The 17,949-nt window shown below is 41.4% G+C and carries 14 protein-coding genes; 8 read left to right on the top strand and 6 right to left on the bottom strand.

What is annotated here, in order from left to right; translation table 11 throughout:
• Nucleotides 1–56 precede the first annotated feature (56 nt).
• The 3 genes from catA to ABTV71_RS10620 are packed head-to-tail and all read right to left on the bottom strand — an operon-like array spanning nucleotide 57 to nucleotide 1,844.
• Nucleotides 57–728, bottom strand: coding sequence for a type A chloramphenicol O-acetyltransferase (catA, locus tag ABTV71_RS10630; protein WP_433903155.1), 672 nt, complete (start codon nucleotides 726–728; stop codon nucleotides 57–59).
• Nucleotides 729–777: 49 nt separating this feature from the next.
• Nucleotides 778–1,185 (bottom strand): cytidine deaminase family protein, encoded by a 408-nt coding sequence (locus ABTV71_RS10625; RefSeq protein ID WP_206531920.1) that lies wholly within the window; start codon nucleotides 1,183–1,185, stop codon nucleotides 778–780.
• A gap of 59 nt (nucleotides 1,186–1,244) precedes the next feature.
• Nucleotides 1,245–1,844 carry a GrpB family protein gene (locus ABTV71_RS10620; protein WP_433903154.1) on the bottom strand — a complete coding sequence of 200 codons (600 nt, stop codon included), beginning with the start codon at nucleotides 1,842–1,844 and terminating at the stop codon, nucleotides 1,245–1,247.
• Between the two features lie 524 nt (nucleotides 1,845–2,368).
• Here ABTV71_RS10620 and ABTV71_RS10615 point away from each other — a divergent pair.
• Complete coding sequence (locus ABTV71_RS10615; protein WP_433903153.1) at nucleotides 2,369–3,988, top strand: hypothetical protein; 1,620 nt, start codon at nucleotides 2,369–2,371, stop codon at nucleotides 3,986–3,988.
• A gap of 62 nt (nucleotides 3,989–4,050) precedes the next feature.
• Here the strand turns inward: ABTV71_RS10615 and ABTV71_RS10610 are convergent, their stop codons facing one another.
• Nucleotides 4,051–4,848 (bottom strand): AraC family transcriptional regulator, encoded by a 798-nt coding sequence (locus ABTV71_RS10610; RefSeq protein WP_433903152.1) that lies wholly within the window; start codon nucleotides 4,846–4,848, stop codon nucleotides 4,051–4,053.
• 81 nt (nucleotides 4,849–4,929) lie between these two features.
• Between ABTV71_RS10610 and ABTV71_RS10605 the strand changes: the two genes are divergently transcribed.
• Nucleotides 4,930–5,985: an SDR family oxidoreductase gene (locus ABTV71_RS10605; protein ID WP_433903151.1), complete on the top strand. Its 1,056-nt coding sequence runs from the start codon at nucleotides 4,930–4,932 to the stop codon at nucleotides 5,983–5,985.
• A 57-nt stretch (nucleotides 5,986–6,042) separates the two neighbouring features.
• Here the strand turns inward: ABTV71_RS10605 and ABTV71_RS10600 are convergent, their stop codons facing one another.
• Both ABTV71_RS10600 and ABTV71_RS10595 read right to left on the bottom strand, forming a co-directional pair.
• The gene (locus ABTV71_RS10600; RefSeq protein ID WP_433903150.1) at nucleotides 6,043–6,432 is read right to left on the bottom strand and encodes a RidA family protein; all 390 of its coding nucleotides are present in this window, start codon (nucleotides 6,430–6,432) and stop codon (nucleotides 6,043–6,045) included.
• Nucleotides 6,433–6,524: 92 nt separating this feature from the next.
• Nucleotides 6,525–7,088, bottom strand: coding sequence for a Crp/Fnr family transcriptional regulator (locus ABTV71_RS10595; protein WP_121121773.1), 564 nt, complete (start codon nucleotides 7,086–7,088; stop codon nucleotides 6,525–6,527).
• 395 nt (nucleotides 7,089–7,483) lie between these two features.
• Between ABTV71_RS10595 and ABTV71_RS10590 the strand changes: the two genes are divergently transcribed.
• The 6 genes from ABTV71_RS10590 (at nucleotide 7,484) to ABTV71_RS10565 (ending at nucleotide 17,946) form a co-directional block, all read left to right on the top strand.
• On the top strand, nucleotides 7,484–8,053 hold the full coding sequence (locus ABTV71_RS10590; protein WP_433903149.1) for an RNA polymerase sigma factor: 570 nt from the start codon (nucleotides 7,484–7,486) through the stop codon (nucleotides 8,051–8,053).
• A 143-nt stretch (nucleotides 8,054–8,196) separates the two neighbouring features.
• Nucleotides 8,197–9,342 (top strand): FecR family protein, encoded by a 1,146-nt coding sequence (locus tag ABTV71_RS10585; protein ID WP_433903148.1) that lies wholly within the window; start codon nucleotides 8,197–8,199, stop codon nucleotides 9,340–9,342.
• A 100-nt stretch (nucleotides 9,343–9,442) separates the two neighbouring features.
• Nucleotides 9,443–12,877: a TonB-dependent receptor gene (locus ABTV71_RS10580; protein WP_433903147.1), complete on the top strand. Its 3,435-nt coding sequence runs from the start codon at nucleotides 9,443–9,445 to the stop codon at nucleotides 12,875–12,877.
• 20 nt (nucleotides 12,878–12,897) lie between these two features.
• Complete coding sequence (locus ABTV71_RS10575) at nucleotides 12,898–14,775, top strand: RagB/SusD family nutrient uptake outer membrane protein (protein ID WP_433903146.1); 1,878 nt, start codon at nucleotides 12,898–12,900, stop codon at nucleotides 14,773–14,775.
• A gap of 123 nt (nucleotides 14,776–14,898) precedes the next feature.
• Nucleotides 14,899–16,221 carry an IPT/TIG domain-containing protein gene (locus tag ABTV71_RS10570; RefSeq protein WP_433903145.1) on the top strand — a complete coding sequence of 441 codons (1,323 nt, stop codon included), beginning with the start codon at nucleotides 14,899–14,901 and terminating at the stop codon, nucleotides 16,219–16,221.
• 174 nt (nucleotides 16,222–16,395) lie between these two features.
• Nucleotides 16,396–17,946, top strand: a complete 1,551-nt coding sequence (locus ABTV71_RS10565) for a DUF1565 domain-containing protein (RefSeq protein WP_433903144.1) — start codon at nucleotides 16,396–16,398, stop codon at nucleotides 17,944–17,946.
• The last annotated feature ends 3 nt before the right edge of the window (nucleotides 17,947–17,949 follow it).

The raw sequence follows: 17,949 nt of genomic DNA, 5'->3' as shown, positions 1-17,949 counted from the left end.
GTATTAATCAGGTCGAATAGTACAAAAGGATATTATCGATGACCACGATTCGTTTTTTATACTTGAGATTTAATGACTGTTTCAATGTTTTCACAGTACTCTTCCAATGTTGAGATCAATTGCGCGACATGAATCCCATCACAGACGGCATGATGCACCTGGATCGCAATAGGCATCAAGGTTTCATCAGCTTGTTTTTTATACTTTCCAATGGTAAAAGAAGGTGCAAAATAATCTGTAAAGTCAGCAATATGCAAATTAAAACTATCGAAATTAATCCATGGAATCGCTGAAATATTAAAATGATTCTCCGGTGGCTGCTCCGGGAAAAAATGCAGATTATCTGCGTGTCTTTCTCCTACATCATTATAATTAGCCATAAACCTCGTAAAATCTTTATCGTATATAGCAGTCAGTGCAGAAAAAGTCTCTGTTTCCGAGTGCAATACGGTATATATCGGATCTACATAATCCCAGACAATGAGCTCGCCCTCCTTCATTGCCATCTTAAACGCGTCATGCTTGTTCACAGCGCGTGCGATGAGGTATATCATGACAGGATAAAGTTTATAGCCATTTTCCTTAATAAAAGGAAGTACTTTGGCGATATTGATTTTTGTTGTCAGGCTAAAGCCGCATTTCATCTGGCTGCGATATACCGCAAAGTGCTCCTTCCGCTTCCAGTCCGCTAAATTAATCTTCTTATATGCTGATTTTATCTTCTCCATTGTTTTTATATTGATCACTCTGTCTAAATCTATTGACTGTACCCTAAAATCACCAATTTCTATCCAGATTTTCTTTCCAGTCAAAAGGTAACAATTCTTTTAAGGATTTGAACACTCCATTTTTTACTTCCACAATTGCTTCGAGGTTGTCTTTGGCAAGCTGACTGATCAATTCCCGGCAACGTCCGCAAGGGGGAACGGCATTTCCTGCGGCATCTACTGCAACAAATGCCCTGACCCGAAACTCCTTATGTTTCAACATTTCCGCAACAGCGCTATGTTCAGCACAAAAGCCCATTGAGCAGGCTGTATCGATACTGATTCCGGTATAAATATTGCCTGATACCGTTTCTATCGCTGCGGCGACACCGGCATATTCAACAAAGTCATTTAGTCTATTTGTACCGGCCAACCCGATTGCTGCCTGTTTCAATTTATTCGTCATATCTTTACTCATATCCTATGTATGTGATAAGGTCATATAGTTTTTCTCCTCAATCCTTACATGCTCGATAGTCATTGCTGTCTCTCTCTGTACCATATTAATGCGTTTCTTTCCTGCCTCTTCAAAAATTCGTCCTTGCCCTTATTATAATCGTTTCCATCAACCCATTCGAGTTGAATTAAATTTTGTTTAAGTGCCTGATAGCTTTCTTTGACCTTCGGATGGGCTATTAGATAATCACGAAACGCGATATGTCTTACCCAATCTGCCGAGCCTTTTACAAAAGCATGTAAATGGGCGAGACGAAATTCATGATCATGCAAGATCGCAGGTATCTCCTCCCCAATCTTTACAACATCCGGGGCCACAATTTTATATACGGGTTCATTGAGCAAAATAAAAAAACGGCGTTCTGGCCAATCTTGATTATATTTTTCGTAATAAACAATATTCGGCAATTTTAATACATCGGGAAGCACTTCCAAATCCGTTTCGTTCTCAACTCCTAACTGTATATCAATGATCGGTTTAGCGGAAAGACCTTCTACTGCAGTGCTGCCAATATGATCAATCTGAGGGGCGAGTGGTTTAAGTATAGCTTGTAGTTCCGACTTAATTGACTCAAAATGTTTTTTCCATTTTGGATCGTAGGGTAGAAAAGGTAATCGCATTTTAAATATTTTTCAAATTCAATAAATAGTTTGTTTGGACTCAGAAGCATTCTTTCCAGTTTCTCAGACTGAAAATAGTCACCTCGGACAGATGATTTTACCGTTATTACCAATAAAGTTGAAGCCAGTGATCACTGCAAACGTCGAAGCAAAATTAAAGTGTTTCGATTGACAATCAGCATTCACAACCTTGTCTAATGTGTTCATATGATAAGATTTTATGTGCTGAAACATCTTCTCCGGCGTAAAACAAATTCTGCAATTATGTAAATCCTTACAGGAATTGCAGCAATGTAGATATTTCTCTACAAGAAAAAATCAACCTATCAAACAACACTTATTAAACAAAAAATCCATTTAATTTTGCGTCGAAAAACATTTACTACAACAGATATCATATTACTGACACACTAAAAATACACAGCTTTAATTTAAAATATTCCGAATAAGGATTTAAATAAACGCTTTGTATCATATAAAAATACATTAAAACAAAGAATTCCCTTACATAAATATTTAATTACATGAATTTAAAGCCTTATCTTAATCTGAAAAACATTTTAATACTAACCTGCATTGTACTGACGGGCTCAGGCCTTTACTCGTGTCAAAAGAGTGGAGAAACTACAGCATTAACTGGAGAAACAGTGGTTAAAATCAATCTACAAGGCGTTGCAGGCTTTGATGAAGATGGCAGTAACACTGTAGGTCAAAAGCAAGGCTCCGCTAAAGGATCTTTAGCTCCTGGCAGCACACCGGATATTCAGGAAATGACCGTCCCTTTCGGTAGCGGATGTTCCATCGATGTTGTCCTGACAAACAGTTCTGCAGCAGCTGCAAAGAAGGGATTAGTTGCCGCATCGAGCCCAAAAACCACCGCTGCTCAGGTAAGCGAGAAACCATTGGACAAAGATATCAAATATAAAGTCGTGGTATATGACAACCAAGGCAGCTATGTAACAGAAAAAACCTATAGCTATGGTAGTGAATCAACAGCAGCGGGAATTGCACTGGATGCCGGCAAAACCTATACGTTCATCGCGTATTCAATCAACAGCAATAGCACTGTTCCCAATATCAACAACCAAAGCACATTGTCTGCGGCAAGTCTGGACAATATCAGTGGCGATTTAATGGTTTACTCAGGTTCTTTAAAATTGAACACCGGTGTAAACAACTTAAATATTGTTTTAAAACATCGTTTCAGTCAGATCATCACGACTTTGACCATGGATCCAAATATGACCGGAGCAATTACAAAACTTGAAAATGCGGTGTTCAAACCAAGCTATTCTACGGCAAACTTCAAATTATCGGATGAAGCCCTTACTTACAATGCCATGAATGATGCTGGAGTGCTGGCACAGTTTCCAAGTTTAGGAAACGGTCTTCGTACAGTCGTTAGTACTCCTTCTTTATTGATCCATCCGGCAACGAGCAATGGAACACTTAAATTAGGAACGTTAACAATTGATGGAGAAACAAAATCAAACATCAGCATTCCAAATGTAAAAATTAATCCGGGACAAAAATATGACCTCAAACTTAATTTCAAAACCTGTACACAGGATGTAACAAGTGATGGATTAAATTGGAGCTATCCTGAAACAACTTTTCGCGGTAAAAAAGGAATTATGAAAGATGGAACATTCTACGCTAATGGTAGCACAATCGAACGTATTTTTACAGCGCCGGTAGCGAACTATGGTTTTGTCTTTGATATCACTGAGCTTGACAATGCTTTCAACATGGAAGTAAACGGTATTAGATTAGCCAAACAGGAAATCCAATTTCAGAATGCGGGTGCTTCTTCAAAACAAAATATTCAATTTGCTGATGGAAGCAAATACGAAGGTACTGATGTACAAACCAATAAAAGAATTGGTAACATCTATGACATGAAAGGCACGGCATCAAAACCATTAATTAAGCTTGTAATTAGCAGAACTGGTGAGGTTACGATGTTTGGAAGTAAAACTTCCGGTGGCGAGTTGTATCCACTTATCTTAACCAATGGCAATGCTTTCAATACATTCCCTTGGAACGGTATACAAAGCAACGCGGTAAAAGTCACTCAACTTGTTGATGGCAGAACGGTAATCAAAGGAATTGGAGCCGGAAAAAAGAAAATACCATGTAATTGATAATCTAGGTATAAATAAAACGAGAGCCCCCTTAAACATGAAATTTTAAGGGGGCTCTCGTTTTAAGCTCCGTGATCTTTCTGTAAGATTTTGCTGAGGTGACTTACATCTGTCAATCCAAACTCATCTGCAATTTCCTTTAAAATCATGCGCCCGGCTGCGATACGTTGTCGAATAAGCGTATTCCGGTAGCCCAGGATATATGCTCTTATGGTCATCCCAACTTGACGTTTGAAATAGGTGCCCAAATAATCGGGCGAAATATTAAAATGAGGGGCCATAACCTGCGACTTCAATAAATTGGGCGTATAGATATTTTTATGGATATAGCAGAACATCGCCTGTAGGTCGCGACTTCTACTTCCATCTACCTGTAATTCGGGCATATTTCTCATCAGAATCGTAGTTATGCTAAGCAACTGATACCAGATCAAGTCTTGATTGGCAAAAGTATCGTGTTTTAATGAAGCAACGACCTGAAACAGTAGGTGAACAGTCAAGAGATCAGCAGCAAGTAGCGGAAATCCATGCTGATGGGTCTCCCTGCTTTTCACCAAATACTCCAATTGTCGGGTTAACACACCCGAATCGGCGGCATACCCGAGGCGATATGCATCTGTAAATTTTAAATAAATAAAATGCGTCTCTTGTTCAATCTCAAAATAATGGTACTCTTCTGGCCCAATAAAGAAAATAGCCCCGCTTTGGTAAGGGACAATATGGCCATTGATCACATGTACCCCCCTTCCACGCACAATAAAAATAAATTCGTAGTGATTATGATTATGTTCAGGATGTGCCCATTCAGCGGTTTTAAATTCCGATACCAGAACAGGCTCAAATTGTCGATAGCGTTTCATTTAAGAAATGTACAAAATTATAGCCGATTTTTACATCCTGTCCGATCTGATCCACACTAATTTTGTTAAAAAGGAATCCATATGGAAACAACAAACAACACGGCGTTAATCGTCGGGGCGAACGGTGTCATCAGCACAAACCTCATTGACTATCTTAGCAGCCTTGGAAACTGGGACATCATTGCATTATCCCGTCGCGGTGGAACCGATCAAGGCCACGTGCATCATATTGCAGTAGATTTATTGGATTTAGAGGACGTTATCAACAAACTAAACCCATTAACAACCGTAACTCACATTTTTTACGCAGCTTATCAGGACCGGGAAAGTTGGGCAGCTTTGGTCGAACCCAACCTGAAGATGTTGGTCAATGTGTTAACCGCAATTGAGCCGGTAGCGAAGTCTTTGCGGCATGTAAGTCTCATGCAAGGCTATAAAGTATACGGTGCTCACCTCGGCCCATTTAAAACACCGGCCAAGGAATCAGATGCCGGACACATGCCACCGGAATTTAACAGCAGTCAGCTCAAGTATCTCCAACAGCAGCAAATTGGAAAGCGCTGGACCTGGTCAGCGATCCGCCCGTCAGTTGTAGGGGGAACAGCTCCCGGCAACCCGATGAACCTAGCCTTGTTAATTGCTGTATATGCAACAATCTCCAAGGCATTGAATATCCCGCTACGCTTTCCGGGAAAACCCGCTGCCTATGGCAAACTGTTGGAGATGACCGATGCTAACTTATTGGCAAAGGCGACTGTATGGGCCGCTACGGAACCGCGTGCAGCCAATCAGGCCTTCAATATTAATAATGGTGACTTATTCCGCTGGGAAGATCTCTGGCCCAAGATTGCGAAATATTTCCAGATGGAAGTCGACGCGCCCTTACCCTTACCGCTACAGACGATGATGTCCGACAAAGCGGATATATGGGAAGATATAAGGACCCGACATGGATTGAATTATACTTATACAGAAGTATCTGCCTGGGCTTTTGGAGATTTTGTTTTCTCTTGGGATTATGACTTTTTTGCGGATGGCAATAAAGCCCGAAGAATGGGATTTCATGAGTTCGTTGATACCGAGCAGATGTTTTTTCGTTTATTCGACGAAATGCGGAATAAACAAATTATCCCTTAACAGCTTTTCTCTTCATGGTGATTTTGATGATCGCCATGAAGAGAAAAAATCAACTTGTTATTTGACCACTGTAGCTTCCAATTCGACCTTCAGCGTCTCAAATAATCCTACAACTTCCAGCGCTGTTAATGCTTGTTCAATTTGATGTTTGGCAATCCATTCCTGAAGTATCGGGAAATGTGGCCAAAGTTCTCGCATGGAAGTGGTATATAGGTTTAAGCGCACAATTCCACTACACAAATAGCCAGCCGTCTGAATAACGTTCTCGAGATTGGCAATAGCCTGTCTCAGTTGGGACTCCATGTCTTTATCACTAGAAATTCCGTCATCAGCTATTGCCGCCTGCCCCGAACAATACAAGGTTCCTTCGACATTTTTTACTTCAACAGCCTGCACGTAACTCCGCTGCTGTTGCCACGTCCATGGGTTAATCGATCTTTTATTCATTTTCACAACATTTTGATGTACAACAAAATTGTGAAATGGCAGATGTAAATACCCTTGATAAAACGCACAATTTTTGCGTGACAAAAGTCACATCACCGCGACAGCCGGCTTAGAGCCTCCCGAGAAACGCCCAAATAGGCTGCAAGTAATGATTTCGGAACACGCTGTACCAGCGTGGGGTATTTTTTCAGGAGCTGTTCATAACGTTCTTTAATTCCTACTGTCATTGTTGAAATAATGCGCTGCTGTGCAGCGATAAAGCCTTGATAAGCCTTCTCCAGAAAAAAATGCTCTAATTGGGGTACTGCAGCGCATAGTTTCCTATAGTCAGTCAAACGGAGACAGAGTACCTCCGTATCTTCAACACATTCGAGCGACATCGTGGCCCTCGACTCCGTATAAAAAGCGGCAAAGTCAGTCTCCCACCAATCTTCCTGTGCAAAACTGACAATATGCTCCTTTCCGGTATCGTCAGAATAAACGAGCTTTAAAAGTCCTTTGAGTACAAAAAAGTTGCATGGTACCAGCTCTCCTTCCTGAATCAAAAATTGATGTTTTTTGTATTTTTTATAACTAAAAAAAGAAGAAATCGTCTCAAATTCAGTATCCTCAAGAGGTACAATACGTTCTATGTGATCTCTTAATTGATTCATCATTGTATAAAATTTGGTTGCTAAAAATACAATTTTCTTAAGTCATTTTGCCGGATTTTTGGATAAACTGCTATTCCGTTCAACCCGATCCATGTTTGCTAAAAGAAAAGTTAATTTGCGTTCTGAAGCTGTCGTTCGCTTCGTTCAAAAGCTGCTGATCCCTAGCCCCACTCCCACTTTCATCGGATAATTAGGTTCGAAAGTCTTGTTCTCGGTCGTTATATTGACCGCACTTGTTGACAGATAACTCGTTAGCCAGGAAGCCTTAGGGTTTTGTCCCGAAATATCGACTCCAGTTACAGATCATGGCACTTGCGGAATAGATTTTGTTTTATTATTATTTTATACTTACTTTGAGAAGGTTTTTGTGGGATACCTATTGTAAACAGAATTAAACTATGAATTTCTCCGCCTGTTCGGATCAGCAAATTTTTGAATCAGTTTGTCAAGGTGAGGAACGGGCGCTACAACACCTGATGCATCGCTTTTGGCAACCACTGTTCAAAACGGCGTCTGTCACGATGCAGGATCCCGAAGTATGTCAGGAACTTGTCCAAAATGTATTTATCAATATATGGCGAAACAGGGAGAAAATAAATCTCAAATATTCCATCAAAACTTATCTATTTGGTTGCATTCGTTACGAAGTGTTCCGAAATGTTAAAAAGAAAATGGATCACGTTGAACTCAAAGACTTAGATGAGAACTATATTGATTCCTTCAACCCCTTGTTAAAATTGGAGTACAGTGAACTGCTGGATTACCTGGATCAAATGATCAACCAGCTTCCTGACAAATGTAAGGAAATCTTTTACCTCAGCAGAATGGAACAGTTAAGCCATAAGGAGATTGCTGAGAAGCTAAATATTTCCGTAAAAACAGTAGAAAACCAAATTTCTATTGCGTTGAAACGATTAAAACAAGGTATGCAGAATATGCACATCTTTTTTCAGATTTTCTTTCTCTAACAAGAGATTGAAATACAGTACATTACAACCAGGACAATCTAATAAAAGGCTCTTTTATATTTTCTTTTTTTAAAAAAGTGCAATTCCTTTTGGGGGCTAAATGAAAAAATGAACTCTATAAGAACGAATCAATTATAGATTTCATGAAAAAACCTGAAATTATAGACTTAATTAAGAAGATTTTACGCAAACAATCCTCCGAAGATGAATTACTTGAAGTAGACGATAGGCTCTTGGATGCATATCATGATACGACTTGGGACGAAGATAAATTCGGTCCTGCAGAAAATATAGAAACACAGATTAAGTACAACGTAGAACAACTTATTCAGGCAGAAGCGGGCAATTCAAAAAAAATAAGCACTTTCCGTCGTTACCTCCCCTATGCAGCCTCTTTGTTATTGGCTGTTTCCAGCATTGCCGGATATTATTTTTTGAAGGTTGGGAAGGCCGATTTACAAGTTGCAAATCAACATACATACCTAAATCCAGGTGTAGAAAAAGCTTCTCTGAAAAACTCTGACGGCAATAGTCTGGATCTGCAGAAAAAAAAGATTGGAGACACAATTCCCTTTGGAAAGTTGTTGTTCAAAATAGATCAGGAAGGTGTTATCAGTTATCTTGCAACGACCGGCAAAAGAACTATAGAATCTCAACTTATAACTTTAGAAACGCCGAAAGGTGGTAAATATCAGATCAATTTAGAAGATGGTACCAAAGTATGGCTCAACGCCGAGAGTAGCCTAATTTTCCCCGAACATTTTGCTGCTGACCGTCGCCTCGTTCAGGTCAAAGGAGAAGCTTACTTCGAAGTTGCTGAATCAAAACACAAACCTTTTATCGTAGCAGGAAATGGATTTGGAATTCGGGTACTGGGCACAAAATTCAATGTATCTGATAGGGATAACCTCCATTTTGCAAAAGTTGCTCTGTTACAGGGATCAGTACGTTTGACTTCAAAAACAGGCCAGACCATGCTCAAACCCGGAGAGCGTGCAAAGATATCTACCTCAGGTGTTGAGATTGATCAATTTGATGCTGAATCCGAAATCGCTTGGAAGAACAACTATTTTATTTACAAAGATGAAAATATCAAAACCATTATGGCGGATGTAGCGCAATGGTACGATGCCGAAGTGATATTTGAGGGAAAGGAATGGGATGATGTAAATCTCAAAATGAAAATCTCCAGGAGAGAAAATATTGAAGAGATCTTATCACTTCTCGAACTAACAAAATCAATTAAATTTAAAATTGTGGAAAGGAGGATCTACGTCAGCAAAAGATAAATAGAAAACTTAAGCCAGGATGCTGTCACATCCCGGCTACGAATAGAGTTTAAAAATTTTCTGTCAAAAATTAATTAACCTTTTAATTCTAAACAAAATTATGAAAATAATACCGGGAAAAGAACAGCATATGTTCTTAATTAAGACCCTATTGATTATGAAGTTCTATCTACTGCTCGCATTTTTTAGCGTTGTTCAGGCTAAAACCCCGGTTTATAGCCAAAAAATGAACCTACATTTTAAAAATAGTAAGGTCGACCTAGTTCTTGCAGAAATCAGCAAACAGGCGCAGCTTGATCTGCTTTACGATTCAAAACTGATCAAGAAAGCAAGCCCTGTCACCCTTAACCTGGAAAATGCCACGCTGAGCGAAGCGCTGACGGCATTATTCCGAAATCAGGCGCTGGAGTTTGAAGTCATCAAGAAGACCTTAATAATACGTCCAAAAGAATCGACGGGGGCAGCTCGTACCGCAGAGGTTACCGAAAATCAAAAAGCCATTAATGGTTCAGTCAAAGATCAACAGGGAAACCCTTTAGCCGGTGTAACAGTACGTATCAAAAATACCCAGATCACAACGACAACCGACGGCAAGGGAAATTTTACCATTGCCCCTCCATCCGGATCCGGTCAGGTGATCCTGACATTTACCTATGTGGGCTATGAAAGTATTGAACGAGATGCGGATAACAAAGACAATCTAAATATAACCTTGGCACTCGCCAATAACAATCTGGATGATGTTGTTGTCGTAGGTTATGGTACACAGAAAAAAATCAATGTCACGGGTGCTGTAAGTTCAGTAAATATGGCGGATATGCGGACGCCTGTACCCAATTTATCGAATGCTTTAGCAGGTAAAGTCGCTGGTATTATTTCTGTGCAGTCCAGTGGTGAACCCGGTTATGACAATTCGACCTTTACAATCCGTGGAATCGGGACCTACGCTGGTAATTCGTCTCCACTAATTATCATCGATGGTGTACAACGTGATGATGTCAATGGTGGTTTCGGTGGTTCATTCAATAATATTGATCCCGAAGACATCTCCAGTATTTCCTTATTGAAAGATGCTTCATCCACGGCCATGTATGGAGCTAAGGGCGCCAACGGTGTTTTGATTATTACCACGAAAAGAGGTGTTGCCGGTAAACCAAAGATTTCCTTTAAGGCAGAAACAGGCTTCTCAGGTTTTACAAAAACGCCACAGATGCTGGATGGAATAAAATATATGGAACTGCAGAATGAAGCGCGAAGAAATATGGGACTTAGTCCCGTCTATACAGACGAATTGATCCAAAAAACAGCCAGTGGACTGGATCCCTATATGTATCCCAATGTGAACTGGATTGATGAAGTCTATAAGAAGAATTCCATGCTCACCAATGCCAACATCAACATTACCGGCGGTGGTGAATCGATGAAATATTATATTTCAGGATCGTATTATAATCAAACCGGTCCTTATAAAGTCCGTAATTTAAACAATTACAATCCGAATCTCGATTTCAAGCGCTATGATTTCCGCAGTAATGTAGATGTCAATTTATCAAAAACCACCTCCGTTCAGCTCAACTTAACAGGGATGCTGGTTAACTCCCGCTACCCTGGTATTGCTGCCGGTGATTTATGGTATCTGGCATATGCGACTACACCCGTTGCCTACCCAATTCAATATCCGGACGGTAAATGGGCAGGACCACTGAGTGGTGGTGGCGCAAACCCATTAAATGAAGTACAAAATAATGGTTATTCCAGCGAATTTAAACCTATCGTACAGTCGGTATTGACCATTAATCAAAAATTAGACGCAATTACGGAAGGATTATCTGCCTATGCCCGGTTCTCCTTTGACAGTTATGGTGAATTCAACAACCGTCGTTCAGGGAGAAATGATTTATGGCAGGCCACAGGAAGGACACCTGAGGGGGAACTCATTTTTAATCAAAGCAGAGTTGGTCAGCAATTTTTGGACTATAGTAAAGAATCTTTTGGCCAACGCGTCATGTATCTTGAAGGTAATTTAAACTATGACCGTACTTTCAACGATCACAAAATCGGCGGGATGTTTCTTTATAATATGCGTAACCGTTTGGTCAGTTTGGCCGGTGACGTTATTGGATCCATCCCCTACCGCAATCAAAGTCTGGCCGGAAGGATTAACTATGGATTCCGTGATAAATATCTTGTAGAAGTTAACGCAGGTTATACAGGATCTGAAAATTTCGAGAAGGGCCAGAAATTTGGCCTATTTCCTTCCATTTCGGCTGGCTGGGTGATTTCCAATGAAGAATTTTTTGAGCCTTTGAAAAAGACATTTAACTTACTAAAAATCAGGGGATCCTATGGTGTTGTCGGTAACGATAACATTGGTAATGCTGAAAATCGCTTCCCTTACTTAACGCAGATCGGTGGTGGCGGCTCTACAGGTTTTGGTCTCAATGGAAATTTGGTCGGCGGAAAAACGGAGAGAATATTAGGTGTCGAGAATCTCACCTGGGAAAAATCCTATAAAACCGGCATTGGTCTTGAAATCGGATTATGGAACAAGCTCAACCTGATCTTTGATGGTTTCGCCGAGCGTCGAAAAAACATTCTTATCGAGAGACAATCCATTTCTTCTATCGCCGGTTATAATAGTCTTCTTGTTTATGCCAATATCGGTGAGATGGACAATAAGGGGATGGATGCCAGTATTGAATACAACGATAACTTTGGGGATGTTGGGCTACGCCTTTTTGGTAATGTCACCTATAGCCGCAATAAAATAGTATATGCGGATGAACCCGTCAGACGCTACGGTTATCAATCCAAGACAGGAACACGCTATGGCGAATATCAGGGGCATATTGCCATGGGCTACTTTACGAGCAAAGAAGAGGTCGAGTCTGCCCCTCAGCAAAAATTTAACCCCGTATCTCCGGGAGATATCCGTTACAAAAACTTAAATGCTGAAGACGATAATATCATTGATGCATATGACCGGACCTACCTTGGAAAATCCTGGTTTCCTTCATGGTTATATGGTGCCGGCTTTTCGGCTTCGTATAAAAACTTTGACCTTTCCCTATTCTTTCAAGGAGTTGCTGATGTAGGCATTATGGCTAACGGCAGTGAAATTCCCGGAAAAGGCATGGGGGTCAATGGGGTCGGCGTACTCCCTTTTTCGGGTCTGGGAATCTACCCCAATAATACCATGTCCATTGTTGAAGACCGTTGGACCGCAGAAAATCCACGTCAGGATGCTTACTACCCGCGCCTGACAATGGCCAGTGGTAGTGACAACAACTATATCAACAGTACACACTGGTTAAAAGATGGGGCTTATATACGCATGAAACAGGCTTCTTTGGGCTATACTGTTAAAGCAAAAGGATTGGACAAACTTGGTTTCACGTCACTTTATGTGTATTCATCGGGCCAAAACCTCCTGACGTTTAGCAAATTCAAAATCTGGGATCCCGAATTGGGGAGCAACGGTGCCAAATATCCGTTAAATCGTATGATCACCTTCGGCGTTCGGGCACAGTTTTAATCTAAATCTATACAATAACCATGAAACAGATATCACCAAAATATATTGCATCAGGTCTATTAGCGCTAGCCTTATGCCAAAATATGCAAAGCTGTACTTATTTGGACAAAAAACCGGATAACCTCCTCACTTCAGACATGGTTTGGGAGACCCGGGCCAATGCAGAATCTTACTTAAACCAGATCTATAGTTATATCGAAACGCCGGTAGACGATTTTACGACCCTTGGTGCCAGCGATGAAAGCTCCTGTAATATACCTGTTGTGAACGTTCGACAAATGGCTGTCGGGAACTGGAATGCACAAAGCATGTACTGGCAGCATTATTGGAATAACCCTTACACCGCCATTAGGCAGTCATTTATTTTTGAGGAAAACATCGACAAGGTTCCTGAAGGTGCATTGAGCACAGAACTTAAAGTACAATACAAAGCCGAGGTAAGGTTTTTGCGGGGCTGGTACTATTGGAAATTGCTGCGTCAATATGGCCCAGCGGTATTGTTGAAAGGGACATTGGGTTTGAACGAGGATTTCAACATATATCCCCGCAATTCATTTCAGGAATGCGTCGATTACATCAATAGCATGATGGATCTTGCCGCAGCAGACCTTCCTGTGGTATGGTCCGCCTCCTCCAATTATGGCCGACCAAGCAAAGGAACCTGTCTGGCCATAAAATCACAGGTGGCACTATGGGCGGCGAGCCCCTTATGGAATGGGAACCCACGATTTGCAAACTTCAAAAACAAGGATGGGAAAACCCTTGCCCCGTTGCAGAACGACGCCAATAAATGGCAATTGGCCGCTGACGCTGCAAAAGCTGTTATTGACTTAAATGCCTATAAGCTCTTTACCAATCTGGATGAAGGAGATTCAAAATTCGATCCTTACCTGTCTTTCCGTAACCTCTTTTTAACCAACTGGAATAGTGAGATTATTTTTTCCACGCACAAAGCGGACACCTGGCAATGGGGACATGAGAAACGAAGTGCACCTGAACCCGGTGGAATTGCGATGATGAATGCCACACAAAATGTGGTGGATGCCCACCTGATGCGTAATGGCAAGACTATTGACGATCCCACTTCTGGTTATCGGGAGGATGGTTTCGTCGCAACGGATGATCCTGCCGACTGGGGCAAAAGCCGCGATGGCGTCAATAGAGGTTACATCGCTGGCAATTCAAATATGTATGTAAACCGGGAAGCGCGATTTTACGTCAATATCCTCTATAATGGTAAGCCTATCCTACCCGCACCAACAGCCGATGACCGCAACTTCTTTTCCTCAGATGGCAACAAGGATGGACGCGGAAGAGCCGAGTTTTATTATTCAGGAAAAGCCGGACTGGTACAGAATTCAAATAGTGCCGATAAAACAGGATATCTCGCACAAAAAAATGTTAGTCCAGCCAGTAATATTCGCCAGGATCGCGCTGTATATCGTCCATATATCCATATCCGTTTGGCTGAAATCTATTTAAATTATGCCGAATCGCTCAATGAAGTTAATCCGAGCCATCCTGATATTCTGTCTTATCTAAACCTTGTCCGTCAACGGGCCGGTTTACCTAAATTGGAAACTGTCTATCCACAGGTGGTAGGCAATAAAGATGAACAACGTAAATGGATTCTTCGCGAGCGACAAATTGAGCTAGCATTTGAAGGTGATCGTTATTTCACCCTTATTCGTCGACTGATGATGGGAAACCCAGCCTCCCGAGCGATATACCGGATGAATATAACGTCAAACGATAACAATCAAGGATTTTTCTATCAGGATTTCTATAAAAGAAATTTATTGCAAAACAGATTCTGGGATGACAAAATGTATCTATTTCCGATTTTCCAAGATGATCTGGACAAGAATACAGCCCTTGTTCAAAATCCCGGCTGGTAATTGGGTAAATTTTATTATTTATGAACCGCTCCTAGTTGAAATTTCATTTTTATCACAGCAGTAAATGTAAATTTTAAATAGAATAGCTCCCATCTAACGGATGGAAAATAAAATTATTGACAGATGAAATTAATATATAGAAAGTATTTATTCTTCCCCCTGCTCTCCTTTGTGATATTGGTGGGAATATGTTCATGTAAGAAAGATCATATGAGTGCAGCACATGATCCGAATGCGGCCATTGTTGTCACGGATTTCCTTCCAAAGCAAGGCGTCTATGGAACAGAAGTGCTGATCAATGGGGAGAACTTTACAACGGACACGACCGCAATTTCTGTTAAACTCAACGGTATACCGTTAAAAGTCATTGGCTCAAATGGTAGCCAGATCATGGCCATAATCCCTAAAAGAGCTGGTAGCGGACCTCTTGAAGTGTCTATCGGCGGAAAAACAGGAACATCCAAAGATAGCTACAGCTATATCTACAAAAGAACGGTCAGCACCTTGGCGGGCAATGGCGCAGCAGGCTTCCTCAACGGAAAAGGTACTGATGCGAAGTTCAATTTTGGAGGCGAATCCTGGTACCGCAATGGCGGTATCGCTGTAGATGATGCGTTAAATGTCTATGTCACTGACCCCGGTAACCACTGTATCCGTAAAATTGATCCCGCCGGAAACGTCAGTACTTTAGCCGGATCTCCAAGTAATGCCGGTTTTGCAGACGGGAAAGGAGGTGAAGCACGGTTTAGCCTTCCGTATGGATTGACCATTGATGAACAGGGTAATCTGTATTGTGTCGATCCCGGAAACTGGGATATCCGTAAGATAACACCCGATGGTACAGCAAAGCTTGTCGCCTGGGCCGCAAGGGAGCCTTGGTTCATTGCTTATGACCAAACGTCAAAAAAACTATATTATAATTCTGTTACCTCCCCGGCTCCTATTTATCAGTTAAATACAGATGGTACAGCAGTAACGACAGTCATCGATGGATTGAATTTTCCGGCAGGAATGGCCTGCGGTCCGGATGGCAGTCTATACATCTGTATCCATGGCGACAATCAAATCAGAAAATACGATCCCAAAACATGGAAGCATACCATGATTGCCGGTTCTGGTAAATATGGTTATAAAAATGGACTCAGTACGGAGGCTGAATTTGCACTCCCTTGGGGGATTGCGGCCGACAGCCAAGGCAATGTATATGTAGCTGGAAATGGTACCGCCGGGGCCGATAGTGGATCTCCGGATCAGAGCATCCGCTTGGTGGATGGCAAGACATTCCAGGTAAGTACATTTGCGGGATCTAACATCGCAGGTTTTACAAACGCCGTCGGCGAGGCCGCCTCATTTAATGTGCCTGAAGGTGTGGCTGTAGATAAAAATGGTACAGTCTATGTCATCGACAAGAAAAATAATAGTGTCCGAAAGATCATATCTGAATAACCTAAGGGGTGTCCGAAAAAACTGATCGGACACCCATTTTCTTTAATTTTATCCATATCCCCAACCACTCTTTTCAATTGTGCATTCTCAGAGATGACAAGATCCAAATGAGGTCATAAAGCTATGAAAGCCTATACACTTTGGACAGCTTATTCAAATTTCAAATGACTTTATATGATTTTTAAGCGCCTATTTTCGTTGACCTATTCGCTATTACAAGGTTTGCTTTTGTGCGCGGCATGCGGTCATGCTTATGATGTCGATCATATACAGACCGACTCAGCCCCTCAAAAAAGCAGGTACGTTTCGGTTACAGGTAATGACCAGAACAAGGGTACGGAGAGCCAGCCCTTTCGTACTATCGCACACGCTTTGGATGCAATATCAGCAGGTGACACTATTTTTGTACGTGAAGGTGCTTACCATGAAAAACTATTGATTTCAAAATCAGGAAGTTCAGCCAAACTCATTACGATAAAGTCCTATCCCAACGAAGCTGTGGCTATTGATGGTGAAGGACTGTCCATTTCGGGCACAGAAGCATTGGTCACGATCAGAAATGCCCGATTTATTCAATTCGAGGGTTTTGAAATCCGCAATTTTAAAACAAAAGCCAAGGGCAATGACGTGAACGGGATTATTATCGATCAAGGTTCTAAAAACATAACCATACGAAATAATAGGGTTCATCATATCGAGAACAATGCCAGCCCACAGGATGGCAGAAGTGGGCATGGTATTCTGGTCATCGGCAATACTGCCGAGGCCTTACAGGATATTATTGTGGAGGATAATACGATCCATGACTGCAATACCGGCTATTCCGAAAACCTCACCATCAATGGCTACGTGGATGGCTTTACGATTAGAGGGAACAAGGTATACAATGGTGAAAATATTGGCATTGTTGCAGCCGGAGGATATGCCGCCAATGCTACAGCAAACCTGAACTATGTACGTAACGGACTGATCAGCCAAAACGAAGTTTATGATATTGATGGTCGAACTGGTCCTATCCCTGCATTTGCTGAGCATAACGGGGCCATTGGAATTTACATCGATGGCGCCCGGGATATCATTGTTGAAAGAAACAGTGTCTATCGCTGTGGGCGCGGAATCGGCCTAGTCAGTGAAACCGACAACTTTCCTACACGTGACTGTATTGTCAGAAATAACGAGGTCTATAACAATTCACTCGCGGGGATCAGCCTGGGTGGATATCTAAATTACACCGGTGGTGGTACGCTGAACTGTTATGTTGTGAATAATACCTTATTTCATAACAATATCGACAGGGGCTATTTTGATGAAATTGAAGGTGAAATACGACTTGTTGAGAACTGTATAGACAATATCATCCAAAATAATATTATTGTTGCCAAACCCAATGGTGTATTTATTCATAAATATACCAATACAGGTAAATCCAATGCGATTGACTACAATTTATACTTCAGTACCGGAGAAGATCAGTGGATATGGAATGGGAAAGTCATCCGGGATCAACAAACCTGGAAATCAACCCTTATTGGCGATACGCATGCGATCTTTGGCCAGGATCCGGGGTTTATATCAACGACACAAGCAGATTTTGAATTAAGGGATTCATCTCCTGCCCTTGATAAAGGAAATTTTATTAGTCAAGCAATCAATGGCGTATTGGATTTGAGCGGAAAGGCAAGATCAGAAGCAAATCGCATTACGATTGGAGCATTTCAAAAATAATCG

This window comes from Sphingobacterium puteale, assembly GCF_050986225.1.
Taxonomy (GTDB): domain Bacteria; phylum Bacteroidota; class Bacteroidia; order Sphingobacteriales; family Sphingobacteriaceae; genus Sphingobacterium; species Sphingobacterium puteale.
Note: the sequence above shows the minus strand (reverse complement) of the source record. Positions and strands in the feature narration are given on the sequence as shown.

Excerpts from the sequence above, each read along its gene's own strand:
- catA (WP_433903155.1), bottom strand. The coding sequence starts at position 728 with ATGGAGAAGATAAAATCAGCATATAAGAAGATTAATTTAGCGGACTGG.
- ABTV71_RS10625 (WP_206531920.1), bottom strand. The coding sequence starts at position 1,185 with ATGAGTAAAGATATGACGAATAAATTGAAACAGGCAGCAATCGGGTTG.
- ABTV71_RS10620 (WP_433903154.1), bottom strand. The coding sequence starts at position 1,844 with ATGCGATTACCTTTTCTACCCTACGATCCAAAATGGAAAAAACATTTT.
- ABTV71_RS10615 (WP_433903153.1), top strand. The coding sequence starts at position 2,369 with ATGAATTTAAAGCCTTATCTTAATCTGAAAAACATTTTAATACTAACC.
- ABTV71_RS10610 (WP_433903152.1), bottom strand. The coding sequence starts at position 4,848 with ATGAAACGCTATCGACAATTTGAGCCTGTTCTGGTATCGGAATTTAAA.
- ABTV71_RS10605 (WP_433903151.1), top strand. The coding sequence starts at position 4,930 with ATGGAAACAACAAACAACACGGCGTTAATCGTCGGGGCGAACGGTGTC.
- ABTV71_RS10600 (WP_433903150.1), bottom strand. The coding sequence starts at position 6,432 with ATGAATAAAAGATCGATTAACCCATGGACGTGGCAACAGCAGCGGAGT.
- ABTV71_RS10595 (WP_121121773.1), bottom strand. The coding sequence starts at position 7,088 with ATGATGAATCAATTAAGAGATCACATAGAACGTATTGTACCTCTTGAG.
- ABTV71_RS10590 (WP_433903149.1), top strand. The coding sequence starts at position 7,484 with ATGAATTTCTCCGCCTGTTCGGATCAGCAAATTTTTGAATCAGTTTGT.
- ABTV71_RS10585 (WP_433903148.1), top strand. The coding sequence starts at position 8,197 with ATGAAAAAACCTGAAATTATAGACTTAATTAAGAAGATTTTACGCAAA.
- ABTV71_RS10580 (WP_433903147.1), top strand. The coding sequence starts at position 9,443 with ATGAAAATAATACCGGGAAAAGAACAGCATATGTTCTTAATTAAGACC.
- ABTV71_RS10575 (WP_433903146.1), top strand. The coding sequence starts at position 12,898 with ATGAAACAGATATCACCAAAATATATTGCATCAGGTCTATTAGCGCTA.
- ABTV71_RS10570 (WP_433903145.1), top strand. The coding sequence starts at position 14,899 with ATGAAATTAATATATAGAAAGTATTTATTCTTCCCCCTGCTCTCCTTT.
- ABTV71_RS10565 (WP_433903144.1), top strand. The coding sequence starts at position 16,396 with ATGATTTTTAAGCGCCTATTTTCGTTGACCTATTCGCTATTACAAGGT.